The organism is Maricaulis parjimensis, assembly GCF_016817355.1.
Lineage (GTDB): Bacteria > Pseudomonadota > Alphaproteobacteria > Caulobacterales > Maricaulaceae > Maricaulis > Maricaulis parjimensis.
Map to the genome: position 1 here is coordinate 16,989 of NZ_JADOTT010000013.1, position 19,714 is coordinate 36,702.

Genomic DNA, 19,714 nt, shown 5'->3' on the forward strand with positions numbered 1-19,714 from the left:
TTAGACGAGGCCCGGCTGCATTACGTTTTTGAGAAGTGACGGCCTAGCGACCGTCTTCATCCGCCGTGTCGGCCGTCTCGGACTCTTCATAGTCCTGCGGGTCGCCCCAGAGCGGCGGCGGACGTTCCAGCTCACCGCGCAATCCGCAAGCGGCCAGGCTGAGCGCAGTCAGCGTCAGCAGAAGGATCGAACTTACCCGCCGTCTCATACTCATTTTCCTTCCTCAGGCGCCTTCATTCAGGCGCGCCTGCCAGGCTTCCACCTGTTCGCGCACCCGCACCGGTGATGTGCCCCCGAAACTCGTCCGGCTGTTCATCGACGCCCGGGCACTCAACACGGAAAACACGCTCTCGTCGATATCCGGATCAACGGACTGCATCTCGGCCAGGCTCAGCTGGGCCAGGGGCACGTCCTTTGCCTCGGCCAGTTTCACGATGGAGCCGGAGATGTGGTGAGCGTCGCGGAAGGGCTTGCCGAGTTCGCGCACCACCCAGTCCGCCAGATCGGTCGCGTCGGAATAGGCTTCGCCGGCGGCTTCTTCCATGGCGGCGCCATTGAATTTCAGGTCCGAGGCCATGCCGGCCATGGAGAGCAGGGCCAGCTCCAGATCATCCATCGCCTGGAAAACCGGTGCCTTGTCTTCCTGCAGATCCTTGGAATAGGCGAGCGGCAGGCCTTTCACGACCGTCAGCAGGCCGGTCAGCGAGCCGATGATACGTCCCGGCTTGGCGCGCACGAGTTCGGCGGCGTCCGGATTGCGCTTTTGCGGCATGATGGAGGAACCGGTCGACCAGGCATCCGACAGGGTGGCGAACTGGAAGCGGCGCGTGCACCAGAGCACGATCTCCTCGGCAAAGCGCGACAGGTTCACGGCGCAGATCGAGGCCGCGGACAGGACTTCCAGGGCGAAGTCACGCGCGGCAACCCCGTCCAGGGAATTGGCCATGGGGCGGTCAAAGCCGAGCGCCTTGGCTGTCATCTCCCGGTCGATCGGAAAAGCCGTGCCGGCCAGGGCCGCGCAGCCCAGCGGGCTCTCATTGAGGCGCTTGCGCGCATCGGCAAACCGGCCGCGATCACGCTGGGCCACTTCGACATAGGAGAGGAGGTGGTGGGCCAGGGAAACCGGCTGGGCGGTTTGAAGGTGGGTGAAGCCGGGCATGACCTGGTCGACATGCCGGGCAGCCTGTTCGACAAGCGCCTTCTGGTAGGCGGCCAGCATGGCATCGACCCGGTCACAGGCATCGCGCAGCCAGAGGCGGAAATCCGTCGCCACCTGGTCATTGCGTGAGCGCGCCGTGTGCAGGCGTCCGGCCGGCTCGCCGATGATTTCCTTGAGCCGGGCTTCCACATTCATGTGGACGTCTTCCAGCGCCTTGGACCAGGGAAAGTCGCCGCCGTGGATCTCGGTGCGGACTTTTTCCAGCCCGGCGCAGATCGCGGCAGCATCCTCGCTTGAAATCACACCGGTTTCGCCCAACATCTGGGCATGCGCGAGGGAGCCGTCGATATCCTGGTCCGCCATCCGCTTGTCGACATCGATCGAGGCATTGATGGCTTCCATGACGGCAGACGGTCCGGCAGAGAACCGGCCGCCCCACATGGCGCTGGATTTGGAGGACGCGGGCTTGTCGGACATGGGCTTCCTGCGGGCAAGGAGAGGACGAAATGAAATCACCACTTGGAATAGCCATTTTTGGCATGGCCGCAATCCTTGTGGTGGGTTTTGTCTCCATCGCCTTCATCAGTGGCAGCAATTCCGGTGACCAGGGCGCGCTGTCCAGCTATGCCCATGGCGAAATGCGGGCCTTCACCCAGCTCGACGAGCCGCCGATCCAGCCCGACGTCGCCTATGCCGACCCGTCCGGAAACGAAATCCGCCTGTCGGACTATCGCGGCCAGGTCATCCTGGTGAATTTCTGGGCCACCTGGTGCGGACCCTGTGTCGAGGAAATGCCCGCGCTGAACCGTCTCCAGGAGGAAATGGGCGGTGATGATTTCCAGGTCGTCACGATCAGCCTGGATCGCTCGATGGACGATGCGGTCGGTTTCTTCGAACGCTTTGACCTCGACGCCCTGCCGATCATCCATGACACCAATCTGGCCAGTTTCTCCCGCATCCAGACGCCGGGCCTGCCGACCTCGATCCTGTATGATCGTCAGGGCCGCGAGATCGGCCGTGTTACCGCTCCGGCCGAATGGGACAGCGAGGATGCGATGCGCCTGATCCAGGCGGCAATCAATCGCGGGACGTAATTCCAAAAAAAAGAGGCCGCCCACATTCACGGGCGGCCGGGGAGTAAACTTGCGAGCCTCGGAGGGATAAGCCGTGGCGCATGCCCGTTCGGGGAGGAGCGGGTTGGCGCCTGTCTATCGGCGGTTTGCAACGCATTGATGACGCGTTGGCGACGGTTTGGCGTCAGGCGCACTCTTCATAAGGCGTTGAAATAAAAGAAAGCCCCGGACTTTTCGGGCCGGGGCTTCCTGATGGTGTCGTGTGCGGGACTAGTAGGTCCAGCGCAGACCGAAGACCGACGACCAGCCGTATTCTTCGAACTGTTCGATACGATCCACACCGTCCGGACGGGTCACGGCGCGGTAGGGCTCGTCGGTGACATTCTTCAGATCGGCGAAGATCTGCAGATTGTCGGAGAGCTCGAACTTGGCCGAGAGGTCCAGCTGGGAGTGCTCGAGGACGAAGCGGTCCTCATCGGCACCACCCCGGATCTCGTCCAGGTATTCCGAACGCGTGGAGACAGTGGCGCGCAGATCCCACGGACCGTGGTCATAGCCCAGCACCGCATTCCAGACCGTGTCGGACTGACCCGGCAGGGCAATCTCGCGGCCATCGGCCAGCGTGGCCGAGCTGTCGGTGAAGGTGGCGTTGAAGCCGACGATGAAGCCCTCGACCGGCAGGAAGTCGAGCGCTTGCTGGTAGTTGAATTCCAGACCCGACACTTCACCTTCCGGCAGGTTGATATAGGTGTTGGCTTCGTCGAACACGCGGCCATTGATCGTGTAGTTGGAGTACTCGATCGGGGCGATGACGTTCTCCAGATCCTTGAAGAAGTAGCCGAGGTAAACGACAGCGTCGTTGTTCGGATACCATTCGATGGAGGCGTCGAAGTTCTGGGCTTCCAGGCGTTCCAGGTCCGGATTGCCGAATTCGCCTTCCACTTCGTCATCATCATTCTGCTCGACCAGGACGCGCGGTGCGAACTCGCCCGGGTTCGGACGCTGGATCGAGGCGTAGTAGCCGGCACGGGCCACGACATTCTCGGACAGTTCGAAACGGCCCAGGATGGAGGGCAGCACGTCGGTATAGTCGTCCGAAGCCGTCAACGGCGTCACGAAGAGCGTGTCATCGCCGAGGATGACGCCGTTCACCGTGGCGTCTTCTTCTGCGAGGAAGACTTCATAACCGTAGGCGGAGACGTCGGTCTGTTCGACACGCAGGCCACCGACGATGCGGATCGGACCATTGTCCCAGCTGCCCATCAGATAGCCGGCGGTGACGTCTTCGGAGACACCATAGGAGGCACCCTGGCTGTCGATGACGCTGTCGATGTCTTCATAGTCCAGCGCGGACAGGTTGGAGAAGAAGAACTCACGCACGGCGGTCGGGTTCGGGACCGGGCCCTGACGCGACTGGCTGTAATCGACCGTGCGGGCGACATCGGCCAGCGTGATCAGGTCGGTGTCGTCATAGACGTCGAAATCCAGCGCGTATTTCTTGTCGCGCAGGCGGACGCGGACGCCACCCTGCACATAGGCGGAGGCACCGTTCAGGCTGAAGTCCTGGCGGATGTTCAGGGCACCGGCATATTCGCGGTCCTGGGCCAGGCCATTGGTCAACTCGAAACCGTTATTCTCATAGTTCGACGCGTCGAAGATATTCTGCGTCGTCAGGCCGCCCTGATAGTGGAGGGTCGGCATGAGCGGATCGGACACGTTGACGCCGATGATCTCGCCATCCTCGAACGTGCCGCGGAAGTCGACATCCAGGCGGTTCGGCTCTTCTTCCTCGGCGTGGACGTAGGAGAGCGACCAGTCGATCGTCGTATTGCCGCGCAGCCATTCACCGCCGAAATCGGTGGCGAAGATCAGCTGGGTTTCAAGGCGGTCCTTGATGTCGCGGTCGATATCCATGTCCGACGTGGTCAGCACGGCCAGATCGCCGGAGGAATTGACGTCGTCATAATCGGCGTCTTCCAGCTTGATCTCGACGCGGCTGCGATATTCCTGATCGGAGAAGTCCGAATAGGTCGAGCGCAGGTAGAGGCTCAACTCGTCATTGACGCGATAGTCGAAGTTCAGGACGGCCGTCGTACGCTCACGGGTGACCTGGTAGTTGCGCAGTTCCACTTCGTTCGGGAAGGCCACGCTTTCACCGGTTTCCCAGCCGCCATCGACCTCGAAGCTTTCCGAGCCGAAGACGCGCTCCTGATGGGAGAGCGAGCCGGCAACACCGAGGCGGCCGTCCAGGAAATTGTTCGCGAAGTTGACGCTGCCACGCCAGCCGAACTCTTCCTCCAGGTCCGAATAGAGGGTCGCGGCGCGAGCGCGCAGATAGAGTTCGTCCACGTCCAGGCCGGACATGGTCTCGATCTCGACATTACCGCCGACGCTGTCGCCATCCATGTTCGGCAGGAGCGATTTGTTGATCACGACGGAGGCGAGCACGTCGGCGTCGATGACGTCGAGGCCGACCTGGCGGTCTTCGGCTTCCGGCGAGGTCAGGCGCACACCATTGATGGAGGTGGAGACCAGGTTCGGGGAGAGACCGCGGATGGAGACGAAGCGGCCTTCACCCTGGTCGTTCAGCACGTTCACACCGACGGCGCGGCGGGCGGCTTCAGCGACGTTCTCATCCGGGAACTGGCCGATGGCGTCGGCGGAAAGCACCGCGACATTGCCGTCATTGGCGCGCTGGCGGGAGAGGGCGGAGTTCAGGGCACCGCGCTGGCCGATCACCAGGATGTTGTCGACGAATTCGACATCATCACCCAGCGTGATCGCCGGGGAGATCGTGTCATTCACGGAAGCCAGGGTCACCGGCACATCGCGCGGCTCGGTGCCGACATAGGTGACGCGCAGCGTGTAGTCACCGGCAGCCAGGCCGACGATGCGGAATGTGCCGTCCGAAGCCACCGTGGCGGTCTGACCGGTTTCGACGACGCGAACCGTGGCGCCTTCCAGGCCCACCGTTTCAGATGCGTCGGTCACGCGACCGGCGATCGTGCCGGCCTGGGCCGCGGTTGCGGCAGCGAGCGCGAGCACCGAAGCGGTGCCGAGCATGGCGAGTGTCTTGCTCATTTGATCCCCCAAAGAAGGTTACGCGGAAAGCCTTGCCCGGATGGGCGTGTCCGCCGCCTCTATGGGGGAATAACGGCGACACGCTGATGACGATTGCTCCTCAGTTTCGTGTCGATTGAGCGACCGTTTCGCAACAACGCGAAATTGCCAATCAATTGTCAGGGAAACGTCACGAAAAGACGGGTGAGCCGCATGGGGGCGTGTGCTATCGCACGCGGGATTTTGCGAGAGGTTTGCCCATGATTCCGGTCCGTTCCGCTTTGCTGACTTCGCTGGTGCTCGCGCTGACTGCCTGTGGCCCGACGGGGCTGCCGCCACGTTCGGTTCACGCCAGTGTCGAAACGGACAGTGTGGCCGGTACCGGAGATGCCGCCGACGACCCGGCGGTCTGGGTGGCCCCGAGCCCGGGCGACAGCCTCGTCTTCGGGACCGACAAGGATAATGGCGTCTACGCCTATAATATGGATGGCAGTGAGCACGCCTATCTGCCGGAAGGCCGTCTGAACAATGTCGATGTCCGCTATGGTTTCGATCTGGGCGATCGCGTGGTGGATCTCGCCGGGGCGTCGGACCGGTCCAATATCGGTGTGGCCTTCTTCTTCATCGATCCGGCCAGCCGCGAAGTGAGCTATGCCGGTGCCGTGCCGGTTGCCGGTGTCGCCGAACCCTATGGCTTCTGCTTCTATCGCAGCCCGCGCAATGATGCGCTCTATGCCTTTGTGTCCGACAAGGATCCCGGCACATTCGTACAGCTGGAACTGGGCTGGGATGGTGCGGCCGTGACCGCCGAGGAAGTCCGCCGCGTCACGCTGGGCACGATTGCCGAGGGCTGTGTTGCCGACGACCGCACCGGCCAGATCTACATGAATGAAGAGAATGTCGGTGTCTGGGTGATGGGTGCCGAGCCCACCGACCCGGCCGAGCCGGTCCAGATCGCCGAGACCGACGGCATCCATATCGCTGCCGACGCCGAAGGGGCGGCCCTGATCCCGGTCGGTGACACCAGCGGCTATCTGGTTGTCTCCAGCCAGAGCGACAATACCTATGCCGTCTACGATCTGGACACGCACAGCTTCGTCACCCGCCTGGAAATCGCCGCCGGTGACATCGATGCGGTCACCCATACCGATGGCCATGACATCTCGGTGGCGGATCTGGGTCCGCTCTTCCCGGGCGGCGTCTGGGTGGCGCAGGATGATGAGAATGATACGGGCGGCCAGAACTTCAAATTCGTCGATCTGCGCGATGTGCTCGCAGAGATCGAGGCGGCCCGCACCGAAGGCTTGGAAGCACACTGACGCCCTGCTAGGGGGAGCGCATGGCGCTCCTTCTTCCGCTCATCCTGGTCATTGCCCTGATCACGCTGGTCCTGCTGCATCGCGGACGGGATGGCAGTGTGCGGGCGCGCCTGGCCCAGTTGGAGGCCGGGCTGGAGCGCCTCCTCGCCGGCGATGAGGCGCAGGCGGACCTGTCGGGCATCTCGCTCAATGATCTGCCCCAGCACGTCCATGATGCCGTCCAGGCCGGCTGCGGGCGCGACCGTGACCAGACCCGGCGGGCGCTGTCCGTTATCCGGGAATACCGGGAGTTCCGAGGTTGGAAGGTCTAGCGCGTCCAACAAGCCGGCAAAGAATAACGCCCGGCTGATCCAGCCGGGCGTCTTCGTTTCGGTCTGTCGCGGTAGGCCTAGCCCAGAGCGTCGGACAGTTCCGGAAGGGCGGTGAAGAGGTCCGTGACCAGGCCGTAATCGGCGACCTGGAAGATCGGGGCTTCCTCGTCCTTGTTGATGGCCACGATGACCTTGGAGTCCTTCATGCCGGCGAGGTGCTGGATGGCACCGGAAATGCCGACGGCAATGTAGAGCTCAGGCGCGACGACCTTGCCGGTCTGGCCGACCTGGTAATCGTTCGGGACGAAGCCGGCATCGACGGCAGCGCGCGAGGCACCGACGGCGGCGCCCAGCTTGTCGGCGATCGTGTCGAGCAGGTGGAAATTGTCACCGGACTGCATGCCGCGACCGCCGGAAATGACGATCTTGGCGGAGGTCAGTTCGGGGCGGTCGGATTTGGACAGTTCTTCGGAGACGAATTCCGACTTGAACGGGCCGGATCCGGCACCGATCTCGTCGATCGCGGCAGAACCGCCATCGCCGGCCTTTTCAAAGGTCGTCGGGCGAACCGTGATGACTTTCTTCGCGTCAGAGGACTTCACCGTCATCATCGCATTGCCGGCATAGACCGGACGGACGAAGGTGTCGGCGCTTTCCACGGCGGTGATGTCGGAGATCTGCATCACGTCCAGCTTGGCCGCGACGCGGGGCAGGAAGTTCTTCCCCATCGTGGTGGCAGCCGCCAGCAGGGCGTCATACTCATCCATCATCGGCGTGACGAGGGCGTCCAGCGCTTCAGCGGTCGGCGAGGTAAAGGCGTCGCTCTCGGCGTGCAGCACCTTGGAGACACCGTCCAGCTTGGCGGCGGCTTCGGCCACGGCACCGGCATCCTTGCCGGCGACCAGGACATGGATGTCGCCACCCAGACCCTTGGCGGCCGTCACAACGGCGCGGGTCGCGTCATTGAGCGTGGAATTGTCGTGTTCGGCGTAAACGAGAACAGCCATGATCAGATCACTCCCGCTTCATTTTTCAGTTTGTCGACGAGTTCGGCGACGGTTTCGACCTTCACGCCGGCTTCGCGCTTGGCCGGCTCGGCGACCTTCAGCACTTCCAGGCGGTTGGCAATGTCGACGCCGTAATCGGCCGGGGCCTTGGTGTCGATCGGCTTGCGCTTGGCCTTCATGATGTTCGGCAGCGAGGCATAGCGCGGCTCGTTCAGGCGCAAATCGGTGGTGATGATGGCCGGCATTTCCAGCGCAATCGTCTGCAGGCCGCCATCGATCTCGCGGGTCACCGTGGCTTTGCCATCGGCAATCTCGACCTTGGATGCGAACGTGCCCTGCGGCCAGTCCAGCAGCGCAGCCAGCATCTGGCCGGTCTGGTTGGCGTCATCATCGATCGCCTGCTTGCCCAGCAGGACGAGTTCCGGGCTCTCTTCGGCGACAACAGCCTTGAGAAGCTTGGCCACGGCGAGCGGTTCCACCGTCTCGTCGGTCTGGATCAGGATGCCGCGATCCGCGCCCATGGCGAGGGCCGTGCGGATGGTTTCCTGAGCCTGGGCCGGGCCGATGGAGACCGCAACGATCTCGGTGGCCACGCCTTTTTCCTTCAGGCGGATGGCTTCCTCGACTGCGATTTCGCAGAAGGGGTTCATGGACATTTTCACGTTCGCGAGGTCGACGCCCGTTTGGTCGGGCTTCACGCGGACCTTCACGTTGTAATCGACGACCCGTTTGACGGGGACGAGAATCTTCATGCTTGGGCTCCGGTTGGCCGCGCGCTTTGGATAGTTTGCGCACCGAGTGAAATACGGCGGGGAACCTGCCTTCGCCGGTGCGGTAAGTCAATGCATTGAACTGGCTTACGTTCGCGTCAATTCGCAGTTGCGGTATCGTCTCGACTGGCAGCGTTTCTCCGCCCGGCCTCGGTCCGGCAGGCCCTATTCACAACGCTATTCGTTTCGATAGGGTCTTGCCGGAATGTGTATTTAGAGTATTCGGTATGTCCGGTTTCCGGCGAATTTTGCTGCGGCGCGTGGTCGCGGGGATGATCAGTCCGGTCGGCCGAACAGGCCTGTCTCCAACGCGTTGAACACAGGCGAGGCCTCGCCATCATGGTTGGACAGGACGATGATCTCATAACCCCGGTCCGGATAGGCAAAGACCCGGGCCTGGACCCCGGCGGTCGATCCGGTATGTCCGAACCGGCGCCCGTAAGTGTCGTGCCTGACCTGGCAGCCCCGGCCATAGCCGCGCGGCTGGGTCGCAGGAATGAGCCCGCACAGGCGCTCTCCGCTGGAACTGTTGGCCAGCCGGGCGATCAGGCGCGCCATGTCCGGTCCGGTTGCCAGGGCTCCGCCTCCGGCTGAGGGCGTGTTGGCCGGTGCGAGATGGGTGTAGTCCGCAGCGCTCTCGCCCCGGATCCAGTCATCGCTATTCCACCAGGTCTCGAAATCCACGGGCATGTAGGGACGGGCGACCGGTTCCGGCTCCGCGGTGTCGAGGCGCAGGAAGCGCGGCGTCGACAAGCCCTGGGCGGCCAGCACGGTTTCAGTGGCGAAGTCTTCATAGCCTTGCCCGGTCACGCGCTCGATGATTTCGCCGAGCAGGACATAATTCCCGTTTTCATAGCGAAAGTCCGCAGGGCCCTGGCTCGACAGGCCCAGCGAAAAATAGAGCCGGAACAGGTCGTGATTATTGCGGACCGCGTCGAGGGTGTCATCGGACGGTTCGCCTGCCACGCTAAGGCCGGATCGGTGCTGCAGCAGGGTATCGACTGTAACAGAGACAGGAAGCGTGTCGGCGAATTCGGGCAGGATTTGCGAGACCGGCGTTTCGAAGGCCAGCCGGTCCTGCCGGACCAGGAGGTCGATCGTCTGGGCGGTAAGCATTTTCCCGACCGAGGCGATGGAGAAGAGGGTTTCCGGCGTGACGGGCTGGTGGGTGTTCTGGTCAGCCAGACCCTGCACGGCCAGCCCAACCATCTGGCCCTGGCGCGACACCAGGGCGATACCGGAGAAACGCTCATCGGCCTCAACAATTTGTTCGACCAGCGCCTGCACATCTTCATCCCCAAGCGGGTCTGAAGACGCTGCCGCATCGCAGGCCGACAGGCTGGCGGCCATCAAGAAAAGCAGGACGGCATGGATCGGTTGAATGCGCGGCACGGACTTCTCCTCGGGTCGGCAGGCGTGGCGACCTAACGCGACCGGCTTGCGACGGGCAAGTTACATATGCGACACGTGTAGCGTCGATGCGGATGTCGGTGTCGGGCGTCAGGCGCGCATGTGTTGCCGCAAGGCGTCTGACAAGGCCGGGATCGGAACAGATGGCCCGTCAGGGTTTCATCCAGCGTGAGACGGGGCCCTCAGGTGCCAGGGCCAGCCGCCAGAGGCCGAACAGCGCTGCACTGCCGGCCGCTATGATCGCCAGCATGACAGGGATGAACCCGGCGCCGAGGATTTCGCGCGCACCGGATTGCGTCTCGTAGGACAGGGTGGGAAGCCCGTCACCGGGATAGACATAGAGGCCGACTTCTCCCGGGTTGAAGGCTTCCATGACGGTCATGTGCAGCAGGATCAGCAGGACCAGTCCGCTGGCCCCGATTGTCATGATGGCCAGGTAGTGCAAAGCGACGGCGAGGGGTTTTCGCCAGACGGGCGGCGGTGCGGGCAGGGGGCCGAAGCGTTGTAGGGCGTCCCGCAGCTTGTCGGTCTCATCCTCGATCGGGGAGGCCGCCAGGAGTTCGGCCATGTGGGCGATCGCTTCATCGCGCGCCTCGCTCCGATCGGCAGACGGCAAGTGCCGGTTTGACCAATCCAGGCGTTTCAGGAAATCCGCCCAAAGACGGCGGGCTTCATGCGTCTCGAACTCGACATTGATCTGCATCAGGATGGCTCCTGTCCGGTTTGCGCCGAGAGCACGTCGTCCATGCGCCGCCAGATCCGTGTCATGGCATCCAGCGTACGCGCGCCGAGTTCGGTCACAGTGTAATACTTGCGCGGAGGGCCGGTTTCCTCAGCGACCCATTCGGCCGTGACGAGGCCATCCTTCTTCATGCGGGTCAGGACCGGATAGACGGTCCCTTCGGCCAGATTCTCAAATCCGGGTGCCTGCTTGAGGCTGGCGACGATCTGGTAGCCGTAGGCGCGGCCGGCTTGGAGGCGCGCCAGCAGCAGCATCTCGAAATAGCCCTTCCGGGCTTGCGAGCTCCAGCGCTCAAGAATCTCATCCATGTCTGTGTCGGTCATGCCGCGCCTGCCGGGAGGTGTCAGGCCTCTCTAGGGCTTGTGCGTCGGCATTGCAATATATATAGCAATACTAAGTAGTGTGTTTTGCGAGGTGTTGCCCGGCCATCCCTTGACCCCGGAATAGGATTGAAAATGTCGTCCCTGATGAAATTACGCGCGGCCCTCGTGGGTCTTCTGGTGCTGAGTGCGAGCCTGACCGCACTGGGGCTCCGGCCCCAGGCATCCATGGATCCCGATAGCAGCGATGATGAGCTGGCCGCTCATCTGGATGCCGTTCTGGACCGGGCCATGAGTCAGTACTCGATTGCCGGTGCGGCTGCCGGCGCCATTCGCGATGGCGAGGTTGTGTGGCGTGCACGGCGCGGGCGGTCGGATGGCGATGGCGCCCCGGTCACGGACATGACGGCGTTCAATCTCGGCTCCATTTCCAAACCCCTGACGGTCTGGACCGTGCTTCGCTTGGCCCAGGCCGGCCGGATCGATCTGGATGCGCCATTGTCGGACTATGACCTGCCCTATACGCCCGCCTATGAAGGGCATGATCCGCAGATGGTCACCATTCGCCGCCTCCTGCGACATACGGCGGGGACCAATCAGCCGGGTTATGGCGGCTATGGGGCGCATGAAGTGCAACCGGCCGATGTGCTCGAGCTCAGCCGGGACTTTGCCCCGCTTCGAGTGGTCCATGAACCGGGCGCGGCGCGGCGCTATTCAGGCGGTGGTTATGTCCTGCTGCAGATCCTGGTCGAGCAAGTGACGGGTCAGAGCTTTGATCAAGCCGCACGGCACTGGCTGCTGGACCCTTTGGGCATGACGGCTTCGGGCTTCGATCCGGCCCGCCTGCCAACCGTGTCGGAGGCCTTCAATTACTATGGCCGCCCGATTGAAAGCCTGAGGGATGTCGCCCAGACTGCGGCGGGCGGATATGCGTCGGCCGGGGATATCGAGCGTTTCCTGTTGGCGCACATGGATGGCGGTGGCGTTCTGGCACCCGACTTCCTGTCACAGGCGCTGGCCCCCACTGAACCGCATCCGGGCTTCGCCATGAGTTATACCCGCTGGGAGACACCGGACGGGTTTCTCTACGGCCATGGGGGGAATAACTCCACCTGGCACGGCCAGATCTACATCCGCCCGCAAACCGGTGATGGATTCTATTTCCTCACCAATTCCACATCCGGCGCCCAGCTGGATATTGATCTGAGCTGTGCCTGGCTGAGCCAGACAGGCAGTCCCGCCGGCGAAACCTATTGCGGCGAAGCCTTCTCCCTCACGCATCAGATCGCCTGGTACAGCTGGGGCTTTGGGGCTGCAGGCCTGTTTTGGACTTACTGGTTGCTGGCCGGGCAAGTGGCCGACCGCCGCTATCTCGCCCTGCAGCCGGCCGGGCGGGGTCCGGTCCGTTTGACCGGCCGGTTGGCCCTGGCGGTGTTGATGGCCGGCATATCGGCCTTCCTGGCCTGGGTCTTCTGGACCAATTCCGTCATCTGGCGAACCGAGACCATCCTGATCGATGAGCTCCCATTCGACGAGCTTGAGGGCTTGTCGCTGACCCTGACATTCGTCTTCGCGATCCTGGCCCTGTGCTTCTGGTCCAGCCCCCGGCGATCCGGGCGCTGAGCCAGGCGCAAGGAATTCTGCCCAAGCAAAAAGGGGCGTGTCCGTCGGACGCGCCCCTTCTTGTGGTTCCGGATGCCGACCCGGTTTATTCGGCGGCGACCAGTTCGGTCGAGATGAAGAGCTCGATCTCGTCGGAGACGAAGGGAACGGCAAAGCCCATATCCCATTCCGAGCGGACGATCGTGCCGGTCGCGGTGAAGCCCAGCTTGGTCGAACCGTCACGGGTCTCGCCGACCAGGTTCAGCGTCACGTCCAGGCTGACCGGGGCGGTGACACCATTCATGGTGAGGTCGCCGGTCATCACGCCGGTTTCGCCATCTTCGGTCTCAAAACCGGTGGCGACGAAATGCGCCGTCGGATTGGTTTCCGTCCCGAAGAAATCGTCCGAATTCAGGTGGGCGATGAAACGGTCCTGGTTGGCGCCGACCCAGAACCCGTCAATCAGGTTGAAGGTGATGTCGACCGTGGAGGCCGACGGGTTTTCCAGGTCCAGCGCCAGCGTACCGTCATAATCGGTGAGCTGGAGCTTCTGGGTGGAATAGCCCTGGTGCAGCCAGGAGGCTTCGATAATGGTGTGGGTCTTGTCGAACTCGTAGGCGACCGGCTCGGCCTGGACGGCGGTGGCGCCGAACAGGGTCAGGGCAGTGGTCGCAATAAGAAGGCGGGTCATGCGGATCTCCGTATGAAGTGAACTTGGCCGAACACTTAGGGTATTTGGCACGGAAATCGACGGGTGCCGGATCACTTTTATGTTTCCTCGACGGAAACAATCGCGGTGTTTGCAATCTCATTCCTGACTTGCATCAGGATTTTGCCGAGCAGGTTCAGGCCACGCCAGTTTGCGGGGTCCTGGGCGCGAGGGTCATCCTCTGCAAGGCCAATCCCCCAATTGAGATCGCGCGGGTTCGCTTCGGCCAGAATGGTATCGCCGGTCCGAAGGAGCTTTTTGGCCAAGCCTGAATTCTGCGCGAATTTCTCGCGATTGGCTGTGTAGACAATCATCTCGCGATGCGCGGTCCAGACTTCGTCATCAAACCCGGACACGCGGCTGCCCATCAATTTTTGCTCGTGGGGTTCGCGCGTCGACATGATCCGGGCAGCCATGGCTTCATCGCCAAACAGCAGGGCCTTGCGCTCCATCATGAATTGTTCGGCGCAGGAATAGTCCCGGTTCTCCCACTGAAAAGGGGAGGGGTGCCATTGGCTCAACGGGCCGCGCAGGAAAAGGTGGACGGCAGGGTTCACCGGTCTTTTCCCGGCACCCAAAGCACATCCCCGCCCGCATCCTTGTTGGCCGTCCGGGCCATGACGAAGAGGAGGTCGGACAGGCGGTTCAGGTATTTGAGCACGTCCGGATTGATCCGCGCGCCATGGGCGATGAGCGCGGAGACCTTGCGCTCGGCACGGCGGCAGACCGTCCGCGCGACGTGAAGACGCGCAGCGGCTTCCGTACCCGCTGGCAGGATGAAGGAATTCAGCGCTTCCAGATCGGCGTTGAGACGGTCGATCACGCTTTCCAGGAAATCCACCTGGGCCGGGGTCACCCGCAGGGGCGGATAGTCCGGAGACGTGTCCTTTTCGGGCACGCACAGATCGGCGCCCAGATCGAAGAGATCATTCTGCACCCGCGCCAGCTCCGCATCGAGCGGATGACCGGAGCCCAAAGCGGCGCGTGCCAGGCCGAGGGAGGAATTGGTTTCGTCGACATCCCCATAGGCTTCGACCCGCAGGTCGTGCTTTACCGTCTCGGACATGTCGCCAAGCCGGGTCCTGCCGGCATCGCCGGTGCGCGTGTAGATTTTGGTCAGTCTCACCATGACGCCTGTGTAGCCGCAGGCCGGACGGTGGGGAAGGGGGTGCCATGTGGCGTGAAATCATTCTGTCAGCCCAGCTGCTTGTCCTGGCCAGCGCGCCGTCCGCCCTGGCCCAGGCAGACTTGCAGCCCCTTGCGGATCAATTGCTGGCAGACAGTGGTGCGCCCGGCGCCGTAGTCGCGCATGGCCAGGCCGACAGGCTGGACATGGCCGTGGCCGGGCTTCGCGCGGCCGGGTCCGAAGCGCTGATCGCGCCGGGCGATATCTGGCATCTCGGTTCCAATTCCAAATCCATGACCGCCACCCTCGTTGCCCGTCTGGTGGAGCAGGGCGTGGTGGATTGGGATGACACGGTGGCGGAGCATCTGGGCGATGCCATCGAGACGATCGACCCGGCCTATCGTGACATCACCTTCCTGCACCTGCTCAGCCACCGGGCGGGCCTGCCGGCCAATGTCGGCCTGGTCTCGACATTCGGCTTTATCTCGCGCGGAGATGAGGATCTGCCCGCGCAGCGCCTGGACTACGCCGCTGACATCTTGGCCCAATCCCCTGCAGGCGAAGCGGAGACCGGCTTCCTCTATTCCAATGCCGGCTATGTCGTGGTCGGGGCCATGCTGGAACAGGCCACGGGCGAAAGCTGGGAAAGCCTGATCACCCGTGAAGTCTTCGAGCCGCTGGGTCTGGAAAGCGCTGGCTTTGGTGCCCCCGGAACAGCGGGCGATCTCGACCAGCCGCGGGGTCACAAGCGCGGACTGTTCGGCGGGCTGGGTGCCGTCGAGCCGGGGCCGCGGGCGGACAATCCGCCGGTCATGGGGCCGGGCGCGACCGTGCACATGTCGGTGGAGGATCTGGGTGTGTATCTTCAAGCCCATCTCGCCGGCGCGCGCGGCGAGGAGACGGGCTTCCTGTCAGCGCAAAGCTGGCAAATCCTGCACACGCCGCCCTTTGGCGGAACCTATGCCCTGGGCTGGGGGATCAACGGCAGCCGGCTCTATCATGCCGGATCCAACACGATGTGGCTGGTCCAGATGGGCCTGGACGTCGAAGCGGGTGAGGTGTTGGTGGTGGGCATCAACGCCCCGCCATCGGAGGCGGCCAGCGACGCCGTGCGGACCGCGACCGGCGCCGTGTTCGACTAATTGCCCAGATATTGGCGCGCCAGCAGGATCACAATGATCAGCAGGATCGCCCCGAACTGTGTCACCACGCGCAGGCGCATCAGCTTGTTGGAACGCGAACGGGCCTTCTCGTCACCCCGGTAGAGATTGACGATACCGACGACGAGAATGATCACCACGGCCAGCATGGCGATGTAGAGGAAGCCGGTCAGTACGGTGTCGAGATTCATCAGCTTCTCCAGCGCAGGCTTGCGGGTTTGACGGGGTTCTTGAAAGGCTCGCCGGTTTCACGGTGCTTGTCCCAGGCGCGCTTGAGGGCGAAATACCATTTCGCCTGCACATCGCTGTCATGGATCAGCATGAGTTTGGGGTCATAGGCGAGCCCCACTTGCTGGGCATTCACGGCATCGCGGTCCTGGCCAACGAAAATCTCGATGCCCAGCTTGATCAGCGCATTGGGCACGAGTGTCGGCAGCCAGTGATCCCAATAGCCGACGATCGTGATCGCCGTGGAGTTTTCATTGGTCGGCGTGACGGCGGTGAAACCGGTGAAGTGCTTGCCGCCAGCTTTTACGTATTCGGTGCGCAGGCCGGGAAGTTCGAAGCGGATTTCCGTCTGCGGTTCGCCCATCAGCCGGTAGAGATAGGAATTCTTCGACGGCACGTGCGGCAGCATGGAGAAGCCGCGTTCCACCGGGCCGAACTTCTTTTCCTTCTCATGCACGGAACTGGCCGAACGCCACCACCATTGGCGGTGGATGTAAGGGATGTGGGCCGGGTCCATCAGGCCGATCACCGCATGATCGACATGGCAGTTGAACACATCGCGCACGACGAGTTTCGGCTTGTGGCCTTCGGGAATGTCCAGCTTGGGCGGATTGAGGGCGGGCGGTTTGTCCGCATCTTCCTCGCCCGCATAATAGATCCAGATCAGACCCTGATCCTCATGCACCGAGAAGGCGCGGGTGCGGATCTTGGTGAGGTCCATGGCCTGGGCCTGGTCGGCCGTCAGGGACGGGATCGCGGCGCAGGATCCGTCCGTGCGGAAACGCCAGCCATGATAGGGGCATTCCACATGCGTCTCGCCGCCATGCTCCTGGGCTTCGCCACCGGACAGGAGAATGCCGCGGTGCGGGCAGATATCCTTGAGCGCATAGGCACGGCCCTGATGGTCGCGGCCGAACAGGATGGGCTGGCCCAGCAGCTCCCGGTGGAGATGCTGACCCGGTTTCAGCTCGCTCGACAGGGCGCCGAAATACCAGAGATCACGTACGAACATGATCGCCTGATAACCTGTCCGGCGCGCCCTGCCTAGCGGGGAGGTCGGATTAGACGTGCGGCAATTGTACCCGCCTATTCCGCCTCGCTGGCCCAGATGGCGGCGAGCCGGTCAGAGGCCGCGCGGATCTCCGGAACATCCTTGCGCAGGGCGACACGCCAATCATCGAAGATCTCGTACTGCTCATCCACGTGCAGGGCCGGGCCATAGGTCTGGGTCAGCCAGTCCCGGGCGCGCGGAATGTCGGCCTCGCCGAACATGAACCAGACCTGTTCCAGCGTGCCATCGCCAAAGACCAGTTCCAGCTTGCGCGGATAGCCCGCGACCTCGATCCCGTAGCAATCAAGCTGTTGCTGGCGCTGGGGCTGCGTGTCCAGCCAGATCTCGGGAATGTCGCGCAGAGCCTGGAGCGGGCAGGCGGCTTCAGCCACAGAGCTCAGTGTTTCGACGCTGTCGCCGAAGGAGACCCAGTCTGGCAGGGCGAAACTGGTATCCGACGGGGCCGGGCGTTCGCCGCTCCAGGCGGGATTGTCCCAGCCCAGAGCCAGCGGGGCCTGGTCCATCTGCGAGAGGTGGAACCAGCGGCCGCTTTCGGCATGGGTCACGATCAGATGCGGCAAGTAGACGGTATAGCCGCCCAGATTGCCGGCCGGGTCGACGTCGGGAACCAGGCCGGTCATCTCGCCGCGCGCCTCGAGCATGAAGAGCGAACCGTCGGCAAAGCTCGCCAGCAAATGCTCTGCCGTGCTGCCATTACTGCCGGCAAACCCTTCGCAGCGGATATGGGTCTCGCTGGTATGCGCGGAGGGATGGCGTGAGGGTTCGAAATGCGTCACGTCCAGCCTGTCACACTGGGCGTCAAGCTGCGCTTGCGCCGCCTCCGCGCTCATGCCTATTTCAAGACCGGTATCGGCCTGGGCCAGCGAAATCAGGCTCCACCCAACGGTGGCGGCGGCGACAATTTTCAGACTTGTCTGTTTCAACGCAATTCTCCCTCTATTCAGGGGCAGGATGCGCGCCGGTCGTGTTTTGGATGCGGCTTGGAAAGAAAAATTGTTGGCTTGCGTGCACCGCTGCTTTCCTCCTAGTCTGATCGGGCTCGGGGGCGCGACGAAGGCCGCGCACATGAAGAAAATCATCAGGAGAGTTGAGGGTCGGACCATCCGCGGGATGGTCCTGTCTGCCTGCACGATTGCCAGCCTGGCGGCCTGTGCCGCCGAAGTCCCGCCGCCCGTTCCGGATGAGGCGGGTCTGCCCGATGCGGCCATCACCGCTTTCCAGGACTATCTCGATCGGATCAGCGAAAACAGTCTGGTCTGCGCCACCGATGATATCAGCGCAGCGCGCGCCCTGTCGGCCTATGTCGACGGAGATGCCGTGCCGGACTTTGTCATCGAGACACGGGCCCTGCACTGCCAGACGCGGCGCGGCGAGCCGGCGGTCGGGTATTTCTGCGGCGCGACGGCCTGTTCCCTGCCGCTTCTTCTGTCCGGGGGTGAGGATGGCTGGCAGGTTGTGCAGCTGATGTCGGGCAATCATGTCCGCGCGATGGAACACTACCGGGAAACACGCATTGAAGTGCGCGAGATTGATCGCGGCGCGCCGGGCGGGCGCAATGTCCTGGTCCGGGAATATGCCTGGCGCGAGGGTGAGCTGGTGCGGATCAATGAGTATTCCGAGGCGGCCATGACGGGCAGCGGGACTCGCTAGAACCCCCATTTCGCGCGGATATCCTCCGCATTCATCCCGGCTTCGCGCATGGATTTGAGTGTGGCGGCCCGATTACGCTTGGCGAAGCGCTGTCCCTTGGCGTCGGTCAGCAGGCGGTGATGCCGGTAGATCGGTGTCGGCAGGTCCAGCAGGGTCTGCAAGAGGACGTGCAGGGGCGTCAGTTCGAACAAGTCCTCGCCGCGGATGATATGCGTCATGCCCTGCAGGGCATCATCATGCACGACGGCGATGTGATAGCTGGTCCCGACATCCTTACGCGCCAGGATGACATCGCCCAGCGGATCCGGATCGGCGGCCTGTTCGCCCTTGATCTCGTCGAGAAAGCGCATCGTCCCGAACCGCGCACCCAGCACATCCCGGCAGCGGTCCAGCGAGAGACGCCAGGCATAGCTCTCGCCCCGGGCAACCCGCTCCGCTTCTTCATCCGCGCTCATCGGATCAGCCGGTCCGCGATAGACCTCACCCATCCCGTGCGGCGCGCGGGCAATATCCTCCAGTATTTCCGCTCGCGTCTTGAAACAGCGATAGACCACACCCAGCGCGATCAACCGTTCGAGCACCTTGGCGTAATCTTCAAAATGCTCCGACTGGCGCCGTACCGGTTCTTCCCAGTCCAGTCCCAGCCAAATCAGATCGTCAAAGATCACCTGATCGAATTCCGGCTTGCACCGCGTCGTATCGATATCCTCCAGCCGCAGGATAAAGCGTCCGTCGGCCTCCATCGCCGCCCGCCAGGCCGTCCACGCCGAAAAGGCATGGCCGATGTGAAGATGGCCGGTGGGCGAAGGGGCGAAGCGGGTGGTGAAGCTCATGGGTGCAGGTTTAGGCGGGTTCGCGGGGAATGGGGAGGGGGCGTTGATGTGGCCAAAGCTTCATTTCCCCAATCTCAATTTTCCCCGGGCGAAGTCCCGGGGCCGACAGGGTGGTCCGTATTTTCATAGGATGAGGGTGCGGCGCCTTCGGTTGGCCCCGGAA

21 protein-coding genes are annotated in these 19,714 nt (G+C 63.0%); 6 read left to right on the forward strand and 15 right to left on the reverse strand.

All coding sequences use genetic code 11. From position 1 onward, the window contains the following. Nucleotides 1-43: 43 nt before the first annotated feature. On the reverse strand, nt 44-208 hold the full coding sequence (gene lptM / locus I0K07_RS15335) for an LPS translocon maturation chaperone LptM (protein WP_203294995.1): 165 nt from the start codon (nt 206-208) through the stop codon (nt 44-46). Nucleotides 209-223: 15 nt separating this feature from the next. Next, a complete protein-coding gene (gene argH / locus I0K07_RS15340) occupies nt 224-1,636 on the reverse strand; it encodes an argininosuccinate lyase (RefSeq protein ID WP_203294997.1) in 1,413 nt (470 codons plus the stop codon). 29 nt (nt 1,637-1,665) lie between these two features. Here argH and I0K07_RS15345 point away from each other — a divergent pair, with 29 nt between their 5' ends. Continuing rightward, complete coding sequence (locus tag I0K07_RS15345; protein WP_203294999.1) at nt 1,666-2,253, forward strand: TlpA family protein disulfide reductase; 588 nt, start codon at nt 1,666-1,668, stop codon at nt 2,251-2,253. A gap of 249 nt (nt 2,254-2,502) precedes the next feature. Here I0K07_RS15345 and I0K07_RS15350 read toward each other — a convergent pair whose 3' ends face one another. Further along, a complete protein-coding gene (locus tag I0K07_RS15350; protein WP_203295001.1) occupies nt 2,503-5,313 on the reverse strand; it encodes a TonB-dependent receptor in 2,811 nt (936 codons plus the stop codon). A gap of 239 nt (nt 5,314-5,552) precedes the next feature. On the opposite strand from I0K07_RS15350, the gene I0K07_RS15355 reads away from it, so the two are divergent. Both I0K07_RS15355 and I0K07_RS15360 read left to right on the forward strand, forming a co-directional pair. Continuing rightward, nucleotides 5,553-6,611 (forward strand): phytase, encoded by a 1,059-nt coding sequence (locus I0K07_RS15355; protein WP_203295003.1) that lies wholly within the window; start codon nt 5,553-5,555, stop codon nt 6,609-6,611. A gap of 20 nt (nt 6,612-6,631) precedes the next feature. Further along, nucleotides 6,632-6,922, forward strand: a complete 291-nt coding sequence (locus tag I0K07_RS15360) for a hypothetical protein (protein WP_203295005.1) — start codon at nt 6,632-6,634, stop codon at nt 6,920-6,922. Nucleotides 6,923-6,999: 77 nt separating this feature from the next. Here I0K07_RS15360 and I0K07_RS15365 read toward each other — a convergent pair whose 3' ends face one another. The 5 genes from I0K07_RS15365 to I0K07_RS15385 form a co-directional block, all read right to left on the reverse strand. Continuing rightward, on the reverse strand, nt 7,000-7,929 hold the full coding sequence (locus tag I0K07_RS15365; protein WP_203295007.1) for an electron transfer flavoprotein subunit alpha/FixB family protein: 930 nt from the start codon (nt 7,927-7,929) through the stop codon (nt 7,000-7,002). A gap of 2 nt (nt 7,930-7,931) precedes the next feature. Then, nucleotides 7,932-8,681 carry an electron transfer flavoprotein subunit beta/FixA family protein gene (locus tag I0K07_RS15370; RefSeq protein WP_203295009.1) on the reverse strand — a complete coding sequence of 250 codons (750 nt, stop codon included), beginning with the start codon at nt 8,679-8,681 and terminating at the stop codon, nt 7,932-7,934. A 294-nt stretch (nt 8,682-8,975) separates the two neighbouring features. Beyond that, nucleotides 8,976-10,091 (reverse strand): serine hydrolase, encoded by a 1,116-nt coding sequence (locus I0K07_RS15375; RefSeq protein WP_203295011.1) that lies wholly within the window; start codon nt 10,089-10,091, stop codon nt 8,976-8,978. 169 nt (nt 10,092-10,260) lie between these two features. Further along, a complete protein-coding gene (locus I0K07_RS15380) occupies nt 10,261-10,812 on the reverse strand; it encodes a hypothetical protein (protein WP_203295012.1) in 552 nt (183 codons plus the stop codon). Then, entirely contained in the window at nt 10,812-11,174 is a 363-nt protein-coding gene (locus I0K07_RS15385) for a PadR family transcriptional regulator (RefSeq protein WP_203295014.1), read from the reverse strand. The genes I0K07_RS15380 and I0K07_RS15385 overlap by 1 nt, the downstream gene beginning before the upstream one ends. 144 nt (nt 11,175-11,318) lie before the next feature. On the opposite strand from I0K07_RS15385, the gene I0K07_RS15390 reads away from it, so the two are divergent. Then, nucleotides 11,319-12,794, forward strand: coding sequence for a serine hydrolase domain-containing protein (locus I0K07_RS15390; protein ID WP_203295016.1), 1,476 nt, complete (start codon nt 11,319-11,321; stop codon nt 12,792-12,794). Nucleotides 12,795-12,879: 85 nt separating this feature from the next. Here the strand turns inward: I0K07_RS15390 and I0K07_RS15395 are convergent, their stop codons facing one another. From I0K07_RS15395 to I0K07_RS15405, 3 genes are all read right to left on the reverse strand, one after another. Continuing rightward, entirely contained in the window at nt 12,880-13,464 is a 585-nt protein-coding gene (locus tag I0K07_RS15395; RefSeq protein ID WP_203295018.1) for a YceI family protein, read from the reverse strand. Nucleotides 13,465-13,541: 77 nt separating this feature from the next. Next, nucleotides 13,542-14,039, reverse strand: a complete 498-nt coding sequence (locus tag I0K07_RS15400; protein WP_203295020.1) for an NADAR domain-containing protein — start codon at nt 14,037-14,039, stop codon at nt 13,542-13,544. After that, nucleotides 14,036-14,611: a cob(I)yrinic acid a,c-diamide adenosyltransferase gene (locus I0K07_RS15405; RefSeq protein ID WP_203295022.1), complete on the reverse strand. Its 576-nt coding sequence runs from the start codon at nt 14,609-14,611 to the stop codon at nt 14,036-14,038. Before I0K07_RS15405 ends, I0K07_RS15400 begins: the two co-directional genes overlap by 4 nt. Nucleotides 14,612-14,655: 44 nt before the next feature. Between I0K07_RS15405 and I0K07_RS15410 the strand changes: the two genes are divergently transcribed. Beyond that, on the forward strand, nt 14,656-15,750 hold the full coding sequence (locus I0K07_RS15410; RefSeq protein ID WP_203295024.1) for a serine hydrolase domain-containing protein: 1,095 nt from the start codon (nt 14,656-14,658) through the stop codon (nt 15,748-15,750). On the opposite strand, the gene I0K07_RS15415 is transcribed toward I0K07_RS15410, so the two are convergent. The 3 genes from I0K07_RS15415 to I0K07_RS15425 all read right to left on the reverse strand — a co-directional run bounded on the left by I0K07_RS15415 (nt 15,747) and on the right by I0K07_RS15425 (nt 17,991). Beyond that, entirely contained in the window at nt 15,747-15,959 is a 213-nt protein-coding gene (locus I0K07_RS15415) for a twin transmembrane helix small protein (RefSeq protein WP_203295026.1), read from the reverse strand. The genes I0K07_RS15410 and I0K07_RS15415 overlap by 4 nt on opposite strands. After that, a complete protein-coding gene (locus tag I0K07_RS15420; protein ID WP_203295028.1) occupies nt 15,959-17,008 on the reverse strand; it encodes a Rieske 2Fe-2S domain-containing protein in 1,050 nt (349 codons plus the stop codon). Before I0K07_RS15420 ends, I0K07_RS15415 begins: the two co-directional genes overlap by 1 nt. Before the next feature lie 74 nt (nt 17,009-17,082). Continuing rightward, nucleotides 17,083-17,991 (reverse strand): hypothetical protein, encoded by a 909-nt coding sequence (locus I0K07_RS15425; RefSeq protein WP_203295030.1) that lies wholly within the window; start codon nt 17,989-17,991, stop codon nt 17,083-17,085. A 187-nt stretch (nt 17,992-18,178) separates the two neighbouring features. Between I0K07_RS15425 and I0K07_RS15430 the strand changes: the two genes are divergently transcribed. Further along, on the forward strand, nt 18,179-18,718 hold the full coding sequence (locus I0K07_RS15430; protein ID WP_203295032.1) for a hypothetical protein: 540 nt from the start codon (nt 18,179-18,181) through the stop codon (nt 18,716-18,718). On the opposite strand, the gene gluQRS is transcribed toward I0K07_RS15430, so the two are convergent. Beyond that, a complete protein-coding gene (gene gluQRS / locus I0K07_RS15435; protein WP_203295035.1) occupies nt 18,715-19,551 on the reverse strand; it encodes a tRNA glutamyl-Q(34) synthetase GluQRS in 837 nt (278 codons plus the stop codon). The genes I0K07_RS15430 and gluQRS overlap by 4 nt on opposite strands. Between the last annotated feature and the right edge of the window lie 163 nt (nt 19,552-19,714).